This is a genomic window from Mycobacterium sp. 852002-51057_SCH5723018 (assembly GCF_001667035.1).
In the GTDB taxonomy this organism is placed as follows: domain Bacteria; phylum Actinomycetota; class Actinomycetes; order Mycobacteriales; family Mycobacteriaceae; genus Mycobacterium.
The window spans coordinates 96015-114231 of the sequence record NZ_LZIR01000012.1 but is presented as its reverse complement, the minus strand read 5'-3'; the positions used below and the strand labels follow the sequence as shown (position 1 = coordinate 114231).

Sequence of the window (18217 nt, the reverse complement as noted above, 5' to 3'; positions counted from 1 at the left end):
CTTTGAGTGGATGGCGCAAAACTGCTGTCCGGAACGCGGGTGCTACGGTGTCTACGATGCCATCGGTCGGGGCAACGCATGACGTTAATGTGTTGTGCCACAACGGGTGTGATGGCTGACGGTCGGTGCGTGGCGGCCACGGCCGCCAACGGTCTCGGAAGGCATGGGCGCGGTCGGCGACTTCGTCGGATCGTGCGGCACTTCCTACTGGGACCATTCGCAGAGCGATCAGCAACACAGCCGGCGTCTCCTTTGTCCGCGAAAGCGGTAGCGTTAACTACGAGTCCCGTCATCGCCGATAATCACGTCTTCCAAACGGCAGGATTCCTGAGTAATTACATCGATAAGCCGCTCAACGAAGGCCTTGTCGAGGCCCAACTTGCGGCCCTCCTTGATGGACTTCGCGCGAACGTGGTCCAGTCGGTGTGGTTGCATCATCGGGATGTTTTCCTTGCGCTTCAGCTCCGCGATCTCTGCGCACAACCGCATGCGCTGCGCAATTACCGCGATCATGGCCGTATCGAGCTGATCAAGGCGCTGACGGCAACTCCCCATCGCGACGCCGACATCTGCCGTTGGAATACGATTATCTTTCACGGCGAATCTCCGTTTCTATCACCGGGTGAGTTGAGCCGGGAAATGCCTCGGCGTGCAGGACAACCTAGGCATCAACGCGCCGCTTCTCCTGGGCCTCCTTTTCGGCGTCCCCCGCCTCTGGATGGGAAGCGATGGTTCGGGCCGTCGCTCGTATGGATTCCACGAGGGCATGCGCTTTGAGCTGTATTTCCGCCAATTCTTCCTCGGCGTCGGACAAAGCGACTATTGCGCCGCCGGTGCCGATGGTGATTCGACCATCGTGGACGACCATCGTCCGGATGACGATGTTGAGGTCGACGGCCCCCGAGAGGGAGAAGTATCCGATAGCGCCGGAATAGATCCCGCGAGGGCCGCCCTCAAGTCTGTCGATGATTTGCATCGTCCGCCGCTTGGGCGCGCCCGTCATGGATCCACCCGGGAAAACCGCTCGCACACATTCAGCTGGCGACACGTCGTCCCTCAACCGGGCTCTGATCGTGCTGACCAACTGATGAACCGTGGCGTAGGTCTCGACGGCGAACATTCGAGGGACATGCACGGAATTCACCTTGGCAACCTGCCCCAGATCGTTGCGGAGCAGATCGAGGATCATGAGGTTCTCCGCCCGGTCCTTTTCCGCGGTGCGCAGTTCGTAAGCCAGCATCGCGTCTTCGTCGGGGGTGCAGCCGCGGCGGCGAGTGCCTTTGATCGGTTTCGCTTCGACCACGCGGTCGGCGGATATTTTCACGAATCTCTCCGGAGATGCGCACAACACATCAACTGCGGGAAACTGCAGGAGCGCGCCGTAGGGTACGGGATTGCGCCGCCGAAGATCGCGATATGTTTCCAGGGTGTCGATTGTGGCGTCGACCGTTAGGGTTGTCGTCAAGCAGACTTCGTAGGTCTCCCCGGCACGGATTTCCTTCATGCATTGTCTGATGTTGCTGGCGTACTTGGTCGGAGGTTCCCGTTCAATCACGGGGACGAAAGCCCGGGCCGAGCTGTGTTCCGACTCGACGCACCGGCCGTTGAGCGACTCGCGCACGGCCCGTTCCGCCCCATCCAGCCACGACACCGCCTGAGCCTCGTCGCCGCCGTCCTCGCACGCGAGGGCCAGCAGCCAAGTCTGACCGAGGTTGTGGTCGACCACCACGGCGCGATCACAGAACACGAATCCGGCATCGGGCAGGTCGGATTGGTGAACGGCATCGCCGCCACATTCGGACTTCATCTCGTATCCCAAGTAGCCGACGTACCCGAGCGCGAAGTCACATTCATTATCAAGTGCAGTCACAGCCCGCTCGGCGGTTTGCTGTTTGAGATAGTCGAAAATGCTTTGCTCAAGATGAGTGATGGCGCCGTTGCCAGCACGGACCGTCACGCCACTATTGGCCTCCGCGGTCACCCACTCACCGAGCGGGCCGCATCCACCGAGGATTGAGAAGCGCGACAGCCCTTCGATGACACGGGAGCTGTCCAACCAGAATGCGCCCTCCTGGTTGGCGAAAAGCTGTGAGTACAGTTGCTCGCAATCGGGTCGCCGCAGCAGTCGCCGACTGATCAGCTGAAACCGCCCTGTCGGGGTCGGACCGTCGGCGGGCAGAGCCAGACACTCGGCGTGCGCCCGTGCGCCCGAAGCCTTAACGGAGATGCGTCGACGCGAGCGACAACGAGCCAACTGCAGGAAATTGTCTACTAATTCGCGCCCATACTGCGTTGCGATTGACTCCGGGTGGAACTGGACACCCCACTGCGCACGGGTGCGGTGCTCCACGCCCATGACGAGCTTCTTGCCAGAACGATCCGTCGTGCAAGCCGTGATCCGAAAGGAATCCGGCACGTCGCCCACCATAAGGGAGTGATATCGGGTGGCGAGGAAAGGTGACGGTATTCCGGCGAATATCCCGCTACCGTCGTGCGCAATGGAGCTGATCCGCCCGTGCCATGGCTCGGGCGCGGTCGTTACAGCGCCTCCGTCCCAGTAACAAAGCCCCTGGTGCCCCAGGCAGACACCGAGCAGGGGAACGTCATAACCGAGGGCTAACCGGCTGATGCCGAAGTCGGACTCGAACTCCGGCCGCCCCGGACCGGGCGAGATGATCAACGCATCGAGGCTTGCAAGAAAATCGATCGAATGCCACGTTAGATAGTCATCGTTTTGGATCACTCGAACGTCAGTGGTGGCTACGCTCGAGACGAGCTGAAAGAGGTTGTAGGTGAACGAATCATAATTATCGATGATCACAATGGACACGGCTTAATCCTCCCCAGCGTAGTGGTCGAGACGCCCGATAGCCGGAAGCCTATGGCCGCTGCAATCGAGCTAGCCACAATTGGCTCGATTAGAGAGGCGTGGCCGGCCGGATAGAGTAATCTCTCGGCGCAACTCGGCGTGCGGTAATTACCGCGGGATGGGATGCCTTCGTCTGCGGGTAGCAACAATTTCCTCCTGCACGGGTTCAGCCGATGTCGGCGCAACTGTGCGAGTAGTGCAGCGGTATCAGCGAGCGTTGGCAGCAACTCCGTTGCTGCCTTGAGGGAGTGAATCCCCCTTCTGGACAACTGTTTTCGATGTCAATGGTTCGAGAAACGGTGCGAACGGGGGGATCTCCTCGGCCGCACACTCGACGCTCACCACTGACGGGCCATCGACCTCGAGGGCCGTGCGCATAGCCGCGCCGAATCCGTCCCTGTCCGTGACGTCGACCGACGCAAGACCGGGAAACATGGCGGCCAGACCGGCGCCGAGCCGACTGGCGGTGAACCGGTTGTATCTGTGCCGGTCGCCGAAGAACAATTTCTCGCTGGTCGCGCACATCGCGTGAGAATTGTTGTTGAACAACACAAACGTCACCGGCAGCCGGTATTGCACGGCCGTGTGGACCTCCATGCCGTGCATGAAAAACGCACCGTCTCCGGCGATCACCACCACGCGGCCACACGGCGCCTGCGCCTTCGCGCGGGCGAACGCCATCCCGATACCGGCCCCGAAGCTGAACCCCATGCCGCCCATTCCCAGTGCGACGGCGAATCGGCCCATGCGCCGCACAGGCAGGTAGTGGACGGCCGCCGCGCCGGTGTTACCGCCGTCAACGACAATGTCGACACCGTCGGGCAGTACGCGATCAAGGACGTTCATGGCATCGCGGTAACGTACCCCCGGCCCGTCGAACCGCGGCGGACTCAACTCCCCGCGCGATACCGCATCAGGAACTCGAACGCCCGCAGCCCGTCCGCGGCCGATAAGGGCACTTGTCAGAGTTCGCAACGATGTGCGCAGGTCGTCGCTGTGGACGTGGGTGCACGGTATATATGGTGGTTCCGCCCCGATCGAGAGTGTGTGCACCTTCGTCAGCGCATCCTCGAGCCCGGCGCGCGCCGTCACTGGCAGCCGGGTGCCCACGACCAGACACAACGCGCTGCCGGCCACCGCTTCGGCCACACCGGGATGGCCCATTTCGCCGGTGACGCCGAGGGCCGACGAGCAGCCGAAACCTGGTGTGCCCGCAGCGTCTTTAGCATGAGGAACAACCGCCACCCGCGCGCGGAGCACCGCCCGCAGCGCCGCCAGTTCCGCCCGCGCATCCTCACGAACCACCTGCTCGCCCGCGATGATCGTGATCGGTCCGTGCACCCTGCGCAGCGCCTGCACGATGGGATGTGGGTCACCAATAGCGCGAGGCCGCTCGACAGCTTCCCCTCTGACGCAAGCGCTGGGCCGCAAATATGCCTTCTGAACATCCTTGGGCAACAACAGCACTGCGGGCCCGCCCGCTCGCGCCGCGGCCACCGCGGCCGGCAATGCCGAGACAATGTCGGCAGGGGTCAACACGCGTCGGCAGAAAACAGAAACCGCAGAAAACACCGCCTCCGCGTTCAGCGACCCGTTGCGACCGCTGGTGTCCTCACAGCTGCCGCGCCCATCCATCGTGGTCGGCGGCTGGCCCACGACAGCCAATACCGGAACGCGGCTGGCGAACGATTCGCCAAGGCCGGGAAGAAGGTTGAGCGCACCTCCGCCGGATGTCGCCGCAACGACACCCAAGCCGCTGCCGCTGCGGCTGTAGCCGTCGGCCATCGCAGCGGCAGAGAATTCGTGCTTCGCCAACACGGCAGTGACATCCGAGCGCAGGAATGCCGCGTCGAAAAGGTCCTCGATGTTGGCGCCGTCGACGCCGAAGATGTGGTCGGTTCCGACTGTCGCGAGGTACCCCACGATGTGGTCGGCCACCCGCTGCTTTCCGGGCATCCTTCGATCCTTCAATAGCGTCTTAGCGTGATCGAATGCAGGGAACGGGCCCGTCGCCCCGCATCGGCATGCAATTGCACGTGATCAGCGCCGGTCCTCGACCCGCGCGGCACTGATCGAGAGGGGCGTGCGCCGCGGAGGCATGGTGGGTAACACTGGACGCGGTGCCGCGGGGTGCGGCGTCTCGGGCGGGTAAATACTATGCGTCGCATTGACATTGGTGCGGAAGCTGACCGTGTCATCGCCGTCGCGCCAGAGTGTTCCGACGCTGTGGTGATGCGTACCGCCCAGTGTCTCGGTGACAGCGTGCGTGAGAACCGGGTGCGGACTGATTTCGATAAACGTGGCATTGTCACGCCCCGCGATGGTGATAGCTTTGCGGAATTCCACCGGCCGGCGCGCATTCTCCACCCAATACTCGGCGTCGAGAATCGGGGCGATGCAGGGATCGGTCACCGTGGAGATCAACCGCGCTATCGGCTTTTTGGGTGCTATGTCAGCCAGCGCCGACCGTAGCTCAGCCGCAATCGAATCCATCTGCTGCGTGCTGGCGGCGACTTCTGTGCTCAGCCGTCGGGCAAGCCGATTCTCTCGTCGTACTGCCGCGATCACCGCATCCACTTGCGCCGGCGGTCCGGCGACTACCGTTTGGCGCGGCGAGGAGAAACTTGCCACCGCAACACCGGGATAGTCAGCAATCAGTCGTGCAGTGCTCGCGGCACCGAGTTGGAGCGACGCCATCGCTCCTTGCCCGGCAAGCCTCGCCATCAACCGCGAGCGGATTGCGATCACCCGCAGCCCCTCGGCGACGCTCAACGCGCCGGTCACCACAGCCGCCGTCACTTCACCCATCGAATGCCCAACCACTGCTTGGGGAATCGTCCCATAAACCCGCCACAACTCGGTGAGGGCCAGCTGCAGACCCATCAGTACTGGCTGCACCCGCTCGGTCCCGACCACCGGTTCTCCGGCAGCCAGCACGCGCTGCAACGAAAAGCCGACCTGCTGAACGAAAATCGGCTCCAGCTCGGCCAGAGCGATCGCAAAGTCCGGCTCGTCGGCCAGCAATTGCCGACCCATGCCGGCCCACTGTGAACCCTCACCCGAATAGACAAACACGGTCCCGGTCCCACAGGGCCCCTCGTGTGGCCCTACCACGCCTGCCGCAGGCCGACCTTCCGCCAATGCGGTCAATCCGACTATTGCCTGGGCATGGTCGCGCGCGCACACGGTGGCGAAGAGGGGGTGCCAGGCGCGATGGTGGTTGAGTGTGTGGGCGACGTCGGCCAACCGCACCCGGGCACCCGCACCGGTCAGCCACTGTGCCAGCAAGCGGGCCATCGACGCGATCCGTTCCGGGGTTCGACCAAAGAGCACCAAAGTGCTTGGCTGCGGTGCCAACTCATGCACAACGGCTGCGTCGCCGATGGTTCCCGTCACACCATCACGCTCCGAGCAACGGCGCCGCCGGCAAGCCGGGAGCGGTGCATGGCGAAGGGCCGCTCGATCGGGTGAAGCGAACCCAGCTGAGGTCGTCGGCCGCCACCGGCCGGCGGGCGCAACGCGTTTAGCGGAGGCGACCGGGTAGTCCGCCGTCACGCGGTAGCGACCGGCTACGTGGTTCGGAATGAATGTCATGCGCGCGAGCGTATGGTCGGCCGGACAGGCTCGGCGCCGCTTTTGATATGACTCGAGTGGTGAACGCGCGCAGATCGAGTATGGCGCGCCTAGTAATCGGCGGAGATGCGTATATACCCGGTTTCGCTCGGTGAATGAATGGACGCCGAACGCGCCTGTGGGCTTCGGATGCGCACGGCAACAGGGATTCCGCTCGTGATGCGGCGCCCCGCCCGTATTGCGTTGTCGTTGCCTTTCCGTCGGCGACGAAAATGGCCGCGTCGGAAAGCTCAGCCAGCGGCGGGGCGGTCGTGCGGCCCGTTGTTCAGTGGGCCGTCGTCATCGCCGGGTAACCCGTTGCGTCCGGACGGATCCCGGCCTATAAGGTGGACAAGTTGGTCGCGAGTGTTGATGCCGAGTTTGGTAAAAATACGGTAGAGGTGTCCCTCGACCGTCCGCACCGAGATAACCAATCGATCTGCGATCTGACGGTTGGACAACCCGGCCACCACAAGCATCACAATCTGGCGCTCACGCCCGCTGAACGGAAGCGGGCGCGCCGCGGCCTCGAGCGCGGGTGTCCGCAGTTCACATTGGCCGGCCAGCCGGTAGGCCCAGTTCGACGACTCGACTTCCTTGCTGCGGTCGCCTCGGCGGGCGTGCTCGCTGGCCGCCTGAGCGGACGCGTCGGCGGCAAAAGCACAGGCGCCCAGATCGTCGAACCGGTGCGCCGCAGCATCGATCAGATCGCCGTCATGACGGGCGAGACCGCGGGCGTGCATGGCGACCGCTTCCGCGATTGAAGTTTTCAGCGCTCCAGCGAGTTCCTCCAGTCGCGCAGCGTGCGCGCGATCACCAAAGCGGACAGCCGTATGCAGTGCCTTCATCTCAAAGGCGTGCAGCCCGGCGGCTCGGGCAGTTTGTGCCGCTTGCGTGGCATGGGCCTGAGCGGTCGCCGTGTCGGCGACGGATGCCCGATGCCAGGCGCGGGCGAGCTGGAGTTCCGGCAAAAATACCGCCATATGCGGTCCGTACGCATCCTCCGCGATTCGTAGAGCGGCAGCGGCTGCCTCACTCTCTCCCCGCGCGCCTTCCGCCTGTGCGTGCCGCGCTGCCACCAGCATTAGCCAGGGCGACGGGAAAAAGGAGAGCTCCGAGATCGATTGTGTGAATGAGCTACAGGCGCTTCGCAATTCGCCCCGGGCAAGCTGCGTGAACCCAAACATCGCTTGGACCATCGCCTCAGCTGTCGGTAAACCCGCAGCCATGGAGGCGTAACGATTGCAGACCCGCTCCGCCTCCGCATAATCCCCAGCGGCCGTCGGGACCGCAAGCTCGGCCATCCCGATGCCGAATATCTGCGGCCCCGCTTTGCACAGCTTCGCGGCGCGCAGCCCAGCGTTGACAATGGGTTGAACACTGCGCAGTCGCCCGGTTAAGGCCAACGCACTGGCAGTCGGGGCCGCCGCCCAAATCGTCGCGGCCGGTGGCGCATCGGGCCCACACAAGTCCGGCCCCTTCGCAACCGTCCGCGCAACATCGCCGCCGAAATATGCGAAAGACAATTCCAGCGCATCGAAAATGAGACCGATACTCGGCTCGGACGCAACGCGATCTCTTACCTCAGCCAGCACCCGTTTGGCCGCTTCGACACTTCGGCAAAGCCAAAACAGGTTCGCGGCTCGCGCACAGCCCCACCGCGCGACCAGCCACCTGTCAGCATCGTCGAGGTCGACGTCCAGGCAAATGGCTTCCGCCTCTTCGCCACGCCCCTGCCAACTCAGCGCCTCGGCAAGCAGAAGTGCCGCGCGCAGACCGCCCCCTCGCTCGAAAGCGAATCGGGCCAGTTCTTCCCCTAGTGCCGAGTTCGACAGTGCTATCGCGTCCGCCGCCGCCTTGATGACCAGGTCGAGATCGGGCTCAAGGTCGCTTCGCATGATGAACTGCGCCAACCGGATCCGGCCGCGCAAGTCGGGTGAGCGCACGCGCTTCCCTTCGGCTTGCAGATATCTTCGGACAGCTTGTGCCAACGTGCCGTTCAGTTGCCGCGACCGCACCACCCCGGCCTGCTCAAGTGCCACTTCACCGACGACGGGGTCGTTCAACTGCGCCATCGTCTGTGATCGGTCGGCGAACAACTGGATCATGCCGCGGCGTTCGAGACGCGCCGCCGCGTCGGCGTCACAGATCTCCCTCAGCACCTCCCACTCCAGTAACTCCGCCGTGGCCAGGAACTCAACGACCTCCAATTCCTCGGGCGCGAGGGTTCGCAGCCGGAACTCGATGAGATCGTGAAGTTCGCGGTCTGCGAGCAGCGGCCCTCGTAGTTGCCACCCAGCGTCCGTGCGGGCGAATGCCCCATTGTCGCGACTGGCACTGAGCAAACCGCGCAGCACCAGAAGGTTCCCCGAACTGCGTTCGTATAGCTCGTCGGTCAATCGGGCCTCGACGGGCCCGCCGAGAACGGCGCTGGCGAGTACCCCGGTCTGCTCGCGGGTGAACGGGTCGATATGGATGCTCAGCAATAAGCGTTCTTTGATAAGAGCGCTCACCGCGTCAAGTACTGATTCCCCCAGACCAATGGTCACGATTAAGCGTGCAGCGCGACTGGTCGCAAGCTGATTTACGAGTGTGGCGGACAGCGGATCGAGTAGTTGTGCGTCGTCGACCACAACCACCAGGTTGTTGTCCTGACCCAGGGTCTTGTGCGCTGCAGCCAGCATGATGGCTGGCTCGTACGCAACGCCCAACGTCACCGCGCGGGAGAACGCGCCCAGTGGCACAGCGCGACCCGTTTGGGTGCCCAAGGCGAAACGCACTGTCCGCCCGGCGGACGCGGTTGCCTTCGCCAGCATGCGGGCCAGCGTCGACTTGCCCACCCCACTGTCCCCGACCAGCGCGACCCCTTGAAACTCGCCGTTGTTCAGTGCCGCCAACGCCCGTCGGAATTCGACGTCGCGCCCCACTATGGGCCACGCCCAACCACTTTCCGGCTGCACCGCTGACGCACCTCCGCCCTCTCATCGCGATCGCACGGGCGCCGGAGACCAGAGGCATCTCGTCTGCCGACCATCCGTCGCAATCAAGTGCCGCCGTCCTAGACGACGACCCATGCCGGGTTTGCCGCCGCCCTATCTAGAGCCGAAAGAGTTTGAACGACGCCCACGTTCGTGGCCGACGAGGAAACGCTTAGTAGCGTTGGTCGCTGGCTACCCGGAAATCGACGGGCTAACCTTCTGCAAATCCCCCAATCCGACGCCGTGATCCACTACCACCGAGGATCGGTACCACTCCACGTACTTACAAACCATGGGCGGGAGCGTATTGGCCTTTCGCGCGTGCATCGACAGAGTTAATACAAGTCGAGTGGTGAGCGTGCGCACATAGAGTAGCGACGCAAGACAATGCTCGCGTGCAGCTAAGCCGTTGGGTTCGCGAGTAGCGTGTCGCCCCGTCCGTGTCGGGGAAGTCACCGGCACGACAAAGTCAGTCAGCTCGTTTGTGGTCGAGGGCCTCATCGGCAGCGTCCTTGTCGCAACGTATTAACGACCTGTTTCGCCCCGTTGGCTGCCGGCTCATTAGGTCGATGAGCTGGTCCCGATTATTGATGTGGACTTTTGCGAAGAGGCGATAAAGGTGTCCCTCGACGGTTCGCACCGAGACCACGAGCTTTTCGGCGATCTGGCGGTTGGACAAACCGGCCGCAACGAGCGTCGAAATCTCGCGCTCGCGGCCGCTGAGCGGTAGCGGACGCGCCACACTATTGACCGCCGGTGTGTTGAGTCCGCATTTGTTGGCCACAGAGCATGCCCAAATCGTCAACTCGAATGTGTTGTTGCGGTCGCCTTGGCGCGCGTGCTCGCCTGCCGCCTGCGCAGCCGCGTCGGCGGCCAGAGCCTGTGCGCCCAGCTCGCTGAACCGACGTGCCGCAGCGCCCAGCAGGCCGGCGTCCTGCTCGAACAAGCCGCGCGCGTGGTCTGCGACCGCGTTCGCGAACGGGGTCCTCAAAATGCTGGCGAGTTCCGCCAACCGCGTGCTGTGCGAACGATCGCCGAAGCGGGCAGCCGTATGGAGGGCGCGCATTTCGACGGCGTACATCCCGGCTCTTTGCGCGTTATGTGCCGCCTGCATTGCGTTGCCTTGGGCCTCTTTCGTTTCGCCTGCCGATGCCCGCTGCCAAGCCCGGGCGAGCTGCAATTCCGGTAGGAACACCGCGACATGCGGTCCATAGGCGTTCTCCGCGGTGCTCAAGGCGGCGGCGGCTGCCTCGCTGTCTCCCCGCGCCCCTTCCGCCTGAGCGTGCCTGGCTGCCACCAGGATCAGCCAGGGCGACGGATACCCTTGTCGTAACGGGGATTCCGCAGCTTCGAGTGCAGCGCTAGCGGATGGCAGTGCCCCGCTGGCGAGTCGAAGGAGTCCGAGCATCGCCTGCACGTGTGCCTCTGCCTGAGGCACACCAGCAGCCATCGCGGCGTAACGCTTGCACAACCGGTCTGCCGCCAGAAGGTCACCGGCGGCCGTCGCGCCCATGACCTCAGCCATCCCGATGTTCAACCGTTGCAGCCCAACGCCGGAGGGCACGGCGGCACGTAGCGCGGTTTCGGTAACCCGGGAAACTTCGGCGAATCGCCCGGCGACCGCCAACGCACTCGCAGTCGCGACGGCTGCCCACACGGTCGCAACCGGCATCAGGTCGGACTCACACAAGCTCGGCCCAGTCTTCAGCGTTCCCGCAACGTCGCCGAGGCAGAAACGAATTGACACGTCAAGGGCGTTGGCGAGACGGATACTCGCCTCTGAGGTAACACGGTTCTTCACGTCGGCCAGCACGCGCTGGGCCGCTTCGACGCGCCGGCACACCCAGAATAGATTCGCTGTCCGCAGACAGCCCCACTGAGCGATCAGCCACTCGGTAGAACCATCCAGATCGGCGTCGGCAAGCTCGGCCTCAGCCTCGTCGCCGCGTCCCTGCCAACTCAGCGCCTTCGCGAACACGATCACCGCCTCCAAACCGGCACCGCGATCGACCGCAAATCTCGCCAACTCCTCACCGAGAGCTACATTCGACATCGCGACCGCGTCGGCAGCCGCAGCGATGATCACACCGAGGTCCGGCGTCAGATCACTGCGGACCATAAACCGCGCAAGTCGAATGCGACCCCGCACATCGGGCGACCTCGCGTCCCGCCCCCGCTCCTCAAGGTGGTTGCCGAACGCTTGTGCCAGTTTCCCGTTGAGTTGCCGGGAGCGGACGATCCCTGCACGTCGAGTTGCGACATCACCGAGCACCGGGTGATTCAATTGCGCCAAAGTATGGGATCCGTCGGCGACCAACTGAATCAAGCCGCCGCGCTCCAATTTCGCCGCCGCGTCGGTATCGCAGATCTCACGTAAGATTTCCCACTCCAACACCTCCGCGGTCGCCAAGACCTCGACGACGTCCAACTCCTCGGGGGCAAGCGTGTCCAACCGAAACTCCAAGAGATCGCAAAGTTCGCGATCCGCGCGCAGGGGTCCCCGCAGTTGCCACCGGTCACCCGCGCGGACCAAGACCTTTTTTTCGAGACTCGCGCTCAGCAAGCTACGCATAAGCAGGAGGTTTCCAGCGCTTCGCTCGTACAACTCGTCGACCAGCCGGGACTCCACCGAACCACCCAGAACCGCCCCGGCGAGCACTTCAGCCTGCTCTCGAGTGAGGGGGTCGACGTGAACCGTCACCAACAGCCGCTCTTTCATCAACGCCGTCACCGCGTCAAGAATTGACTCGCCCGACCTGATCGTCACTATCAGCCGAGCCCTGCCGCTGGCCGCGAGCTGATGCACGAGTGTCGCTGACAACGGATCGAGTAGCTGCGCGTCGTCGACCACGACGACGAGCTTGTCGTTTTTCGCCAGGGTTTTGTGCGCGGCAGCCAGCATAATGGCCGGTTCGTTTACCGCGTCTAAAGTCACCGCACGAGAAAACGCGCCCAGCGGCACGGCGCGACCTGTGTGAGTCCCCAAGACAAAACGCACCGTTTGCCCGGCCGACTCGGCCGTCTTTGCCAATATGCGGGCCAGCGTCGACTTGCCAACACCGCTGTCGCCGACTAACGCGACCCCCTGGAACTCGGCGTCGCCAAGTGCGGCCAGCGCCCTTCGAAGCTCCATATCCCGCGCCACCACGGGCCACGTCTCACCGCTTTCCCGCTGCACTGGACGATGTAACTCCAGGCCCTGGTGAGGCTGCATCAGACGTCCCGTGTTCTAGTAAATGCGGTAGGGCTTCCCCGCAGGCAGAGCCCTACGTCCCGGGCCGAACCCCGGCCAGAGCGCAAGTGAGCATCGATTCGCCGGCCCCGGGACCGCCTGAAAGGCGACGCCTTGGTGTTCCGCGTTGTCTCCGAGCGCCGTAAACGCTTGGCCAACCTCGTCGTAACGACCCATCGACGACCACCCCACACGCAATCTCGCGTAGACCGGACCTCACACTGCTAAAGCCCGGTCTGTGGCCACTATACCTCAGTACCAGCGCTTCCAGCAAATACATTGGACCCGACCCCGGCTCAACACCTGTGCAATTGGTTTTCCGCATATACAGGTGTTTCGTGCGGGTGCATAGCACTTCGAGGAAGAATCCCAGCAAACATCCCAACGCTGCCAAGTTTGCTGAGACTTCCGCTTCCGGGGACTGTGACCAAGGCGCTCTGTCTAAACGCGCCGTAAAGCACCCCTTACGAATGTGTAAATTCACTACGTACTTTTGTTAGCCACCTGTGAGGTTTTGTGTGACATTCATGCGGAAAGCGATATCCCGACATGTCACTGGTGGGGCGGATGGGACGGAGACAATACCTGCGCCAACGGCCAGCTCACGCCTTGAAGCGATGCATGACGCCCGTGCGCTATCCCGTCCCCCGGTAACGGTGTTCCCAGTGCAAATGGCACCTGTGCCGCAACTATAGGTCCACTCCGAGCAGCGCATCGACCGCGGCGGCCACCAGCTGCGGCGTCCCGGCGTCATGACCGCCGTACTCGAGCGCGTCGGTCGACCAACCATCAAGTGCAGCAAGGGCTTTCGGTGTATCGAGGTCGTCGGCCAGGTATCCTCGCACCCGGGCGATGACGTCGGTGGCGTCCGGGCCGGCGGGCAGAGCGGTCGCGGCGCGCCCGCGCCGCAGCCGCCCGGTCGCCTCGTCGAGCACTTGTCGGCTCCAGAACCGGTCCGAGCGGTAATGCCCCGCTAGCAGGCCCAGCCGGATGGCCGCCGACTCGACGCCTTGGGCGCGCAACCCCGACACCAGCACCAGGTTGCCGCGGCTCTTGGACATCTTGTGCCCGTCCCAGCCGATCATCCCGGCGTGCACGTAGTGCCGGGCGAATCGTCGCTCGCCCCGGACACATTCGGCGTGGGCGGCGGTGAATTCGTGGTGTGGAAAGATCAGGTCACTGCCGCCGCCCTGGATGTCCAGGCCGCTGCCGATGCGGCTGAGCGCGATCGCCGCGCACTCGACGTGCCAGCCGGGCCGGCCGGCGCCGAACGGTGAGGGCCAGCTGGGCTCGCCCGGCCGCTCGGCCCGCCACAACAGGGCGTCGAGCTCGTCGGTCTTGCCGGGGCGGCGCGGGTCGCCGCCGCGCTCGGCGAACAGCTGCAGCATGGTGTCCCGGTCATAGCCGGACTCGTAGCCGAATTGCATGGTGGCATCGGCCCGGTAGTAGACGTCCGGATATTCGTCATCGAGGACGTAGGCCGCTCCCGACGCCAGCATTTTCTCGACGAGTTCGACCACTTCGGCAATCGCCTCGGTCGCGCCGACGTACTCGCGCGGCGGCAGTATCCGCAGCGCCGTCATGTCCTCGCGGAAGAGGGCGACCTCACGCTCGGCGAGCTCGCGCCAGTCGACGCCGTCGCGCTCGGCGCGCTCCAGCAAGGGATCGTCGATGTCGGTGACGTTCTGCACGTAGTGCACGTCGCGACCGAGGTCCAGCCACTGCCGGTGCACCAGGTCGAACGCAAGGTAGGTGGCCGCGTGACCCAGGTGCGTCGCGTCGTAGGGCGTTATCCCGCAGACGTACATGGTGGCTTTCGACCCGGCCGCCACCGGGCGCACTTGCCGGTCGGCGGTGTCATACAGCCGCAGCTCCGGGCCGCGCCCCGGCACCACCGGAACGTCTGCGCAAGACCAGGACTGCATAACGTCGACTCTAAACGCGCGCCGGATCAGCGAAATTCCTGGCGGATGGCGTCGAGCAGGATCGGCGCCAGCTCGGCCCGGCACATGACGAAGTCGGGCAGGTATGGGTCGAGCTGGTTGTAGCGCAGCGGCGAGCCGTCCAGCCGCGACGCGTGCATGCCCGCCGCCATCACCACCCCGGCCGGCGCCGCCGAATCCCATTCCCACTGGCCGCCCGCGTGCACGTAAGCGTCGACGTCGCCGTCGACGATGGCCATCGCCTTGGCGCCCGCCGAGCCGATCGCCACCGGCTGAATGTGCAGCGTCTGGCGCATGCGGTGCAGCACGGCGGGTGGCCGAGTGGCGCTGACCGCAATCCGGAACGTATGCGGCACGCCGACGCGCGCCGCGCCGTCGGTCACGGTATCGCTGCGGTAGACGGTGTTTCCGCGGGCGGGCAACGACACTGCCGCGTCGGTGATCTCGCGCTGGCCGTCGGTTGGGTCGCCGGTGGGACGTTGCCACAGCGCGACGTGGACCGCCCAGTCGTCGCGGCCCGGCGTGGAAAACTCGCGGGTGCCGTCCAGCGGGTCGATGATCCACACCCGGTCGTGGTTGAGCCGGGAAAGGTCGTCGTAGGCCTCCTCGCTGAGCACCGCGTCGCTCGGCCGCTCGTCCCGCAGCCGCCGCAGGATCAGGGCGTTCGCCAGGCTGTCCCCCGCATCGCCGAGCGCCCACGGATGCCCGAAGCCGATTTCCTCGCGCACCTTGAGTAAGAGTTCCCCCGCGTCCGCGGCGAGATCGGCGGCCAGGGCGGCGTCCGTCAGGTCCTCCGGGCCGCTCGTCACCGGTTCAGTATCGCCGACGACCAAGCCCTCCCTAGAACGCCGGCCACGGGATGGGGCGATGACGGTTGGGTCCGGGCATGACGGGGTTGGCCAGCAGCGCGTGTGCGCGCCTGCGCAGCGCCGCGATTTCGGCGCGGGTGATGTGCCCGGCCAGCTCGTCGCCGAGCGAGCCCGTGACGGCTTCGGCGAGCCCGGCGACCGCCTCGCACATCTCCTCGTCGATCGGCTTGCCGGCCCAACCCCACAGCACGGTGCGTAGCTTGTTCTCGACGTGCAGGCACACGCCGTGGTCGACGCCGTACACGCCGCCGTCTATGCCGAACAGGATGTGGCCGCCCTTGCGATCGGCATTGTTGATCAGCACGTCGAACACCGCCATCCGCCGCAGCCGGGTGTCGTCGGCGTGCATCAGGATGACCTCGTCGCCCGCGTAGTCGTAGGCGCGCAGCACCGGCAGGTAGCCCGGCTGCAGTTTGTTGGCCGGAAACAGGTCGACCAGGTCGGGGCCGGGCCTGGGATCGGAATCGGCCGCGTCACCGGGTTGCTGCACCCACCGCTGCAGCATCCCCCGACCCGCCGGCCCATCGCGAATCACCGTGTAGGGCACGAGGTTCCACCCCAGCTGTGTCGACACCAGGTAGGCGCCGAGTTCGCGGCCGGCCAGCGTCCCGTCTGGAAAATCCCACAGCGGCGCTTCACCGGCGACCGGCTTGTAGACGCAGTGCACGCTGGACTCGCCGAGCTTCGACTCGCACAAGAAGGTGGCGTTGCTGGCTGAGCGGATGCGTCCGAGGACGGTCAGCTCGCCGTCCCGCAACACCTCGCGCTCGTCAGGCTGGTTATTCCTCGGCGTCATCGTCGGGCCCGAGCAGCGCGCTGCGCTTATAGCCGTTGGTGCGGGCGCAGATGTGGCCCTCGGGGTCCAACGGTTCGTCGCACAGCGGGCACGGCGGACGTCCGGCCGAGATGACGCGGTTGGAGCGGGTGGCGAACTGCCGCGCCGACTCCGGCGTCAAGAACACCCGCACTGCGTCGGGACCCTCCTCGGTGTCGTCGAGCACCACCGAGGCGTCGAACTCGGCGTCGGTGACCGCCAGCAACTCGACCACCACGGTCTGAGCCTCCGAATCCCAGCCCAGCCCCATGGTGCCGACCCGAAACTCCGCGTCGACCGGCGTGATCAACGGGTTGAGGTCCTCGATCTCGGCGGGCTCGGGAGGAACCGGCGTGCCGAACCTGCGATTCACCTCGAGCAGCAGCGCACCGATGCGTTCGGCGAGGACCGCGACCTGTTGCTTCTCCAAAATCACCGACACCACCCGGGAGTCGCCGACCGCCTGGATGTAGAAAGTGCGGTTTCCGGGCTGGCCAACGGTCCCGGCCACGAAGCGGTCGGGTGTGCGAAAGACATGAATTGCGCGGGCCATGGCACCTCCAAAATACCGGCTGTTGCCGCCGCCGTGCGATTCGGTTGCCCCGCCTCCGCGGATTTAATCGGTCGATCCGCCGACCACCGCGTCGCTGGACGGCACCGCTTCGGCCGCCCCGGTTTTCGCCTCGCTCTTCGCCTCACCCTGAGCCTGTCCGTCCTTGGACTCGCCCTTGGACTCGTCCTTGTGCTCGTCCTTGGGCGGTGGCCCGGCGGCCAGTGCGGCGGCCAGCCGCGCGCCGGTGTGGTTGACGTGCAACACGAACGGTCGCAGCGGGGTGTAGCGGATGACACTCACCGACCCCGGGTCCGCGGTGACCCGCTGAAACCCGTCCAGGTGCATGCCGTATGCGTCGGCGACGACCGACTTGATGACGTCGCCATGGGTGCAAGCCACCCAGAGCGCGTCGCCGCCGTGCTCCTGCGCCAGCCGCCGGTCGTGTTCGCGCACGGCGGCCACCGCGCGCGCCTGCACCTGGGCCAGACCCTCGCCGCCGGGGAACACCGCCGCGCTGGGGTGGGCCTGGACCACACCCCACAACGGCTCCTTCGTCAGCTCGCCGATCTTGCGGCCCGTCCAGTCCCCGTAGTCCACTTCGGCCAGCCGGTCGTCGATCAGCGGCTCGAGGCACAGCGCTTCGGCGAGCGGTTCGAGGGTGCGCCGGCAGCGCAGCAGCGGCGATGTCACCACCGCCCGGATCGGCAGGTCACCGAGCCGATCGATCAGACCGGCGGCCTGCTCGCGGCCCTTGTCGTCGAGGTCGACGCCCTCGGAGCGCCCGGCCAGGACGCCGGCGGTGTTCGAGGTGGAGCGGCCGTGCCGCAACAGGATCACGGTCATGTCGCCGCGCCCGTCACTGGACGCCACCAAGACATCACCGGAACCGCACTCACGACGACGACCGTACCTGGTCTGGGGCGGCCGCGACCTGGCTGGATGGTGGCGACCCGCTGCGCCCGGCTACGCCGCGCTTGCGATCACCACTGGCCCGATGGTGGCGACCCGCTGCGCCCGGCTACGCCGCGCTTGCGATCACCACTGGCTTGAAACCGGTACCGCGTGGGCGACCGAGTCGCGCACCGCGGCGGTCAGGCTCCGCTCGTCGGTCAGGTCGATGTCGACCAGGCTGCGGACCGCCCTGGCGACGACGTCGTCGGCCTGTGGAACCGGGCCGGTCAGGCGCGGCCGGTAAACTTCGACGACGAGCGACCGGTGCTCAATGTGAAACGAGAAACTGCGTCCGTCACCGACTTGTCCATACCCGCTGGCGAAAATTCCTGTCGTGAGGTCTTCGACAGCAAACTCTCTATCTGCGGTATGCCGGTCAGCGATGACGGTCATGAC

12 protein-coding genes are annotated in these 18217 nt (G+C 65.1%); all 12 read right to left on the bottom strand.

The features are described 5' to 3' along the window. Positions 1-273: 273 nt before the first annotated feature. Positions 274-597: a chorismate mutase gene (locus tag A5764_RS04300; RefSeq protein ID WP_156664485.1), complete on the bottom strand. Its 324-nt coding sequence runs from the start codon at positions 595-597 to the stop codon at positions 274-276. Between the two features lie 64 nt (positions 598-661). Continuing rightward, positions 662-2830 carry an aminodeoxychorismate synthase component I gene (gene pabB / locus A5764_RS04295; protein ID WP_067109081.1) on the bottom strand — a complete coding sequence of 723 codons (2169 nt, stop codon included), beginning with the start codon at positions 2828-2830 and terminating at the stop codon, positions 662-664. 246 nt (positions 2831-3076) lie between these two features. Then, a complete protein-coding gene (locus A5764_RS04290) occupies positions 3077-4825 on the bottom strand; it encodes a thiamine pyrophosphate-binding protein (RefSeq protein ID WP_067109078.1) in 1749 nt (582 codons plus the stop codon). An 84-nt stretch (positions 4826-4909) separates the two neighbouring features. Then, entirely contained in the window at positions 4910-6265 is a 1356-nt protein-coding gene (locus tag A5764_RS04285; RefSeq protein WP_067109075.1) for an acyltransferase domain-containing protein, read from the bottom strand. Between the two features lie 467 nt (positions 6266-6732). Then, positions 6733-9408: a LuxR C-terminal-related transcriptional regulator gene (locus tag A5764_RS04280; protein ID WP_067109072.1), complete on the bottom strand. Its 2676-nt coding sequence runs from the start codon at positions 9406-9408 to the stop codon at positions 6733-6735. 520 nt (positions 9409-9928) lie between these two features. Beyond that, positions 9929-12604: a LuxR C-terminal-related transcriptional regulator gene (locus tag A5764_RS04275; protein WP_369807273.1), complete on the bottom strand. Its 2676-nt coding sequence runs from the start codon at positions 12602-12604 to the stop codon at positions 9929-9931. 776 nt (positions 12605-13380) lie between these two features. Further along, positions 13381-14616, bottom strand: coding sequence for a cysteine--1-D-myo-inosityl 2-amino-2-deoxy-alpha-D-glucopyranoside ligase (gene mshC / locus A5764_RS04270; RefSeq protein ID WP_067109067.1), 1236 nt, complete (start codon positions 14614-14616; stop codon positions 13381-13383). A 26-nt stretch (positions 14617-14642) separates the two neighbouring features. Further along, entirely contained in the window at positions 14643-15443 is an 801-nt protein-coding gene (locus tag A5764_RS04265) for a 3'(2'),5'-bisphosphate nucleotidase CysQ (protein ID WP_067109154.1), read from the bottom strand. A gap of 31 nt (positions 15444-15474) precedes the next feature. Then, positions 15475-16299, bottom strand: a complete 825-nt coding sequence (locus tag A5764_RS04260) for an SCO1664 family protein (RefSeq protein ID WP_082951476.1) — start codon at positions 16297-16299, stop codon at positions 15475-15477. After that, positions 16283-16870, bottom strand: coding sequence for a DUF3090 domain-containing protein (locus tag A5764_RS04255; protein WP_067109062.1), 588 nt, complete (start codon positions 16868-16870; stop codon positions 16283-16285). Before A5764_RS04255 ends, A5764_RS04260 begins: the two co-directional genes overlap by 17 nt. A gap of 63 nt (positions 16871-16933) precedes the next feature. Then, positions 16934-17713 (bottom strand): histidine phosphatase family protein, encoded by a 780-nt coding sequence (locus A5764_RS04250; protein ID WP_067109059.1) that lies wholly within the window; start codon positions 17711-17713, stop codon positions 16934-16936. Positions 17714-17905: 192 nt separating this feature from the next. After that, positions 17906-18214 carry a hypothetical protein gene (locus tag A5764_RS04245; RefSeq protein WP_067109055.1) on the bottom strand — a complete coding sequence of 103 codons (309 nt, stop codon included), beginning with the start codon at positions 18212-18214 and terminating at the stop codon, positions 17906-17908. Positions 18215-18217 lie beyond the last annotated feature (3 nt).

What these genes read in the sequence shown, in the direction of transcription:
- A5764_RS04250 (WP_067109059.1), bottom strand. Translation starts at nt 17,713, where the DNA reads ATGACCGTGATCCTGTTGCGGCACGGCCGCTCCACCTCGAACACCGCC.
- A5764_RS04260 (WP_082951476.1), bottom strand. Translation starts at nt 16,299, where the DNA reads ATGACGCCGAGGAATAACCAGCCTGACGAGCGCGAGGTGTTGCGGGAC.
- mshC (WP_067109067.1), bottom strand. Translation starts at nt 14,616, where the DNA reads ATGCAGTCCTGGTCTTGCGCAGACGTTCCGGTGGTGCCGGGGCGCGGC.
- A5764_RS04245 (WP_067109055.1), bottom strand. Translation starts at nt 18,214, where the DNA reads ATGACCGTCATCGCTGACCGGCATACCGCAGATAGAGAGTTTGCTGTC.
- A5764_RS04255 (WP_067109062.1), bottom strand. Translation starts at nt 16,870, where the DNA reads ATGGCCCGCGCAATTCATGTCTTTCGCACACCCGACCGCTTCGTGGCC.
- A5764_RS04290 (WP_067109078.1), bottom strand. Translation starts at nt 4,825, where the DNA reads ATGCCCGGAAAGCAGCGGGTGGCCGACCACATCGTGGGGTACCTCGCG.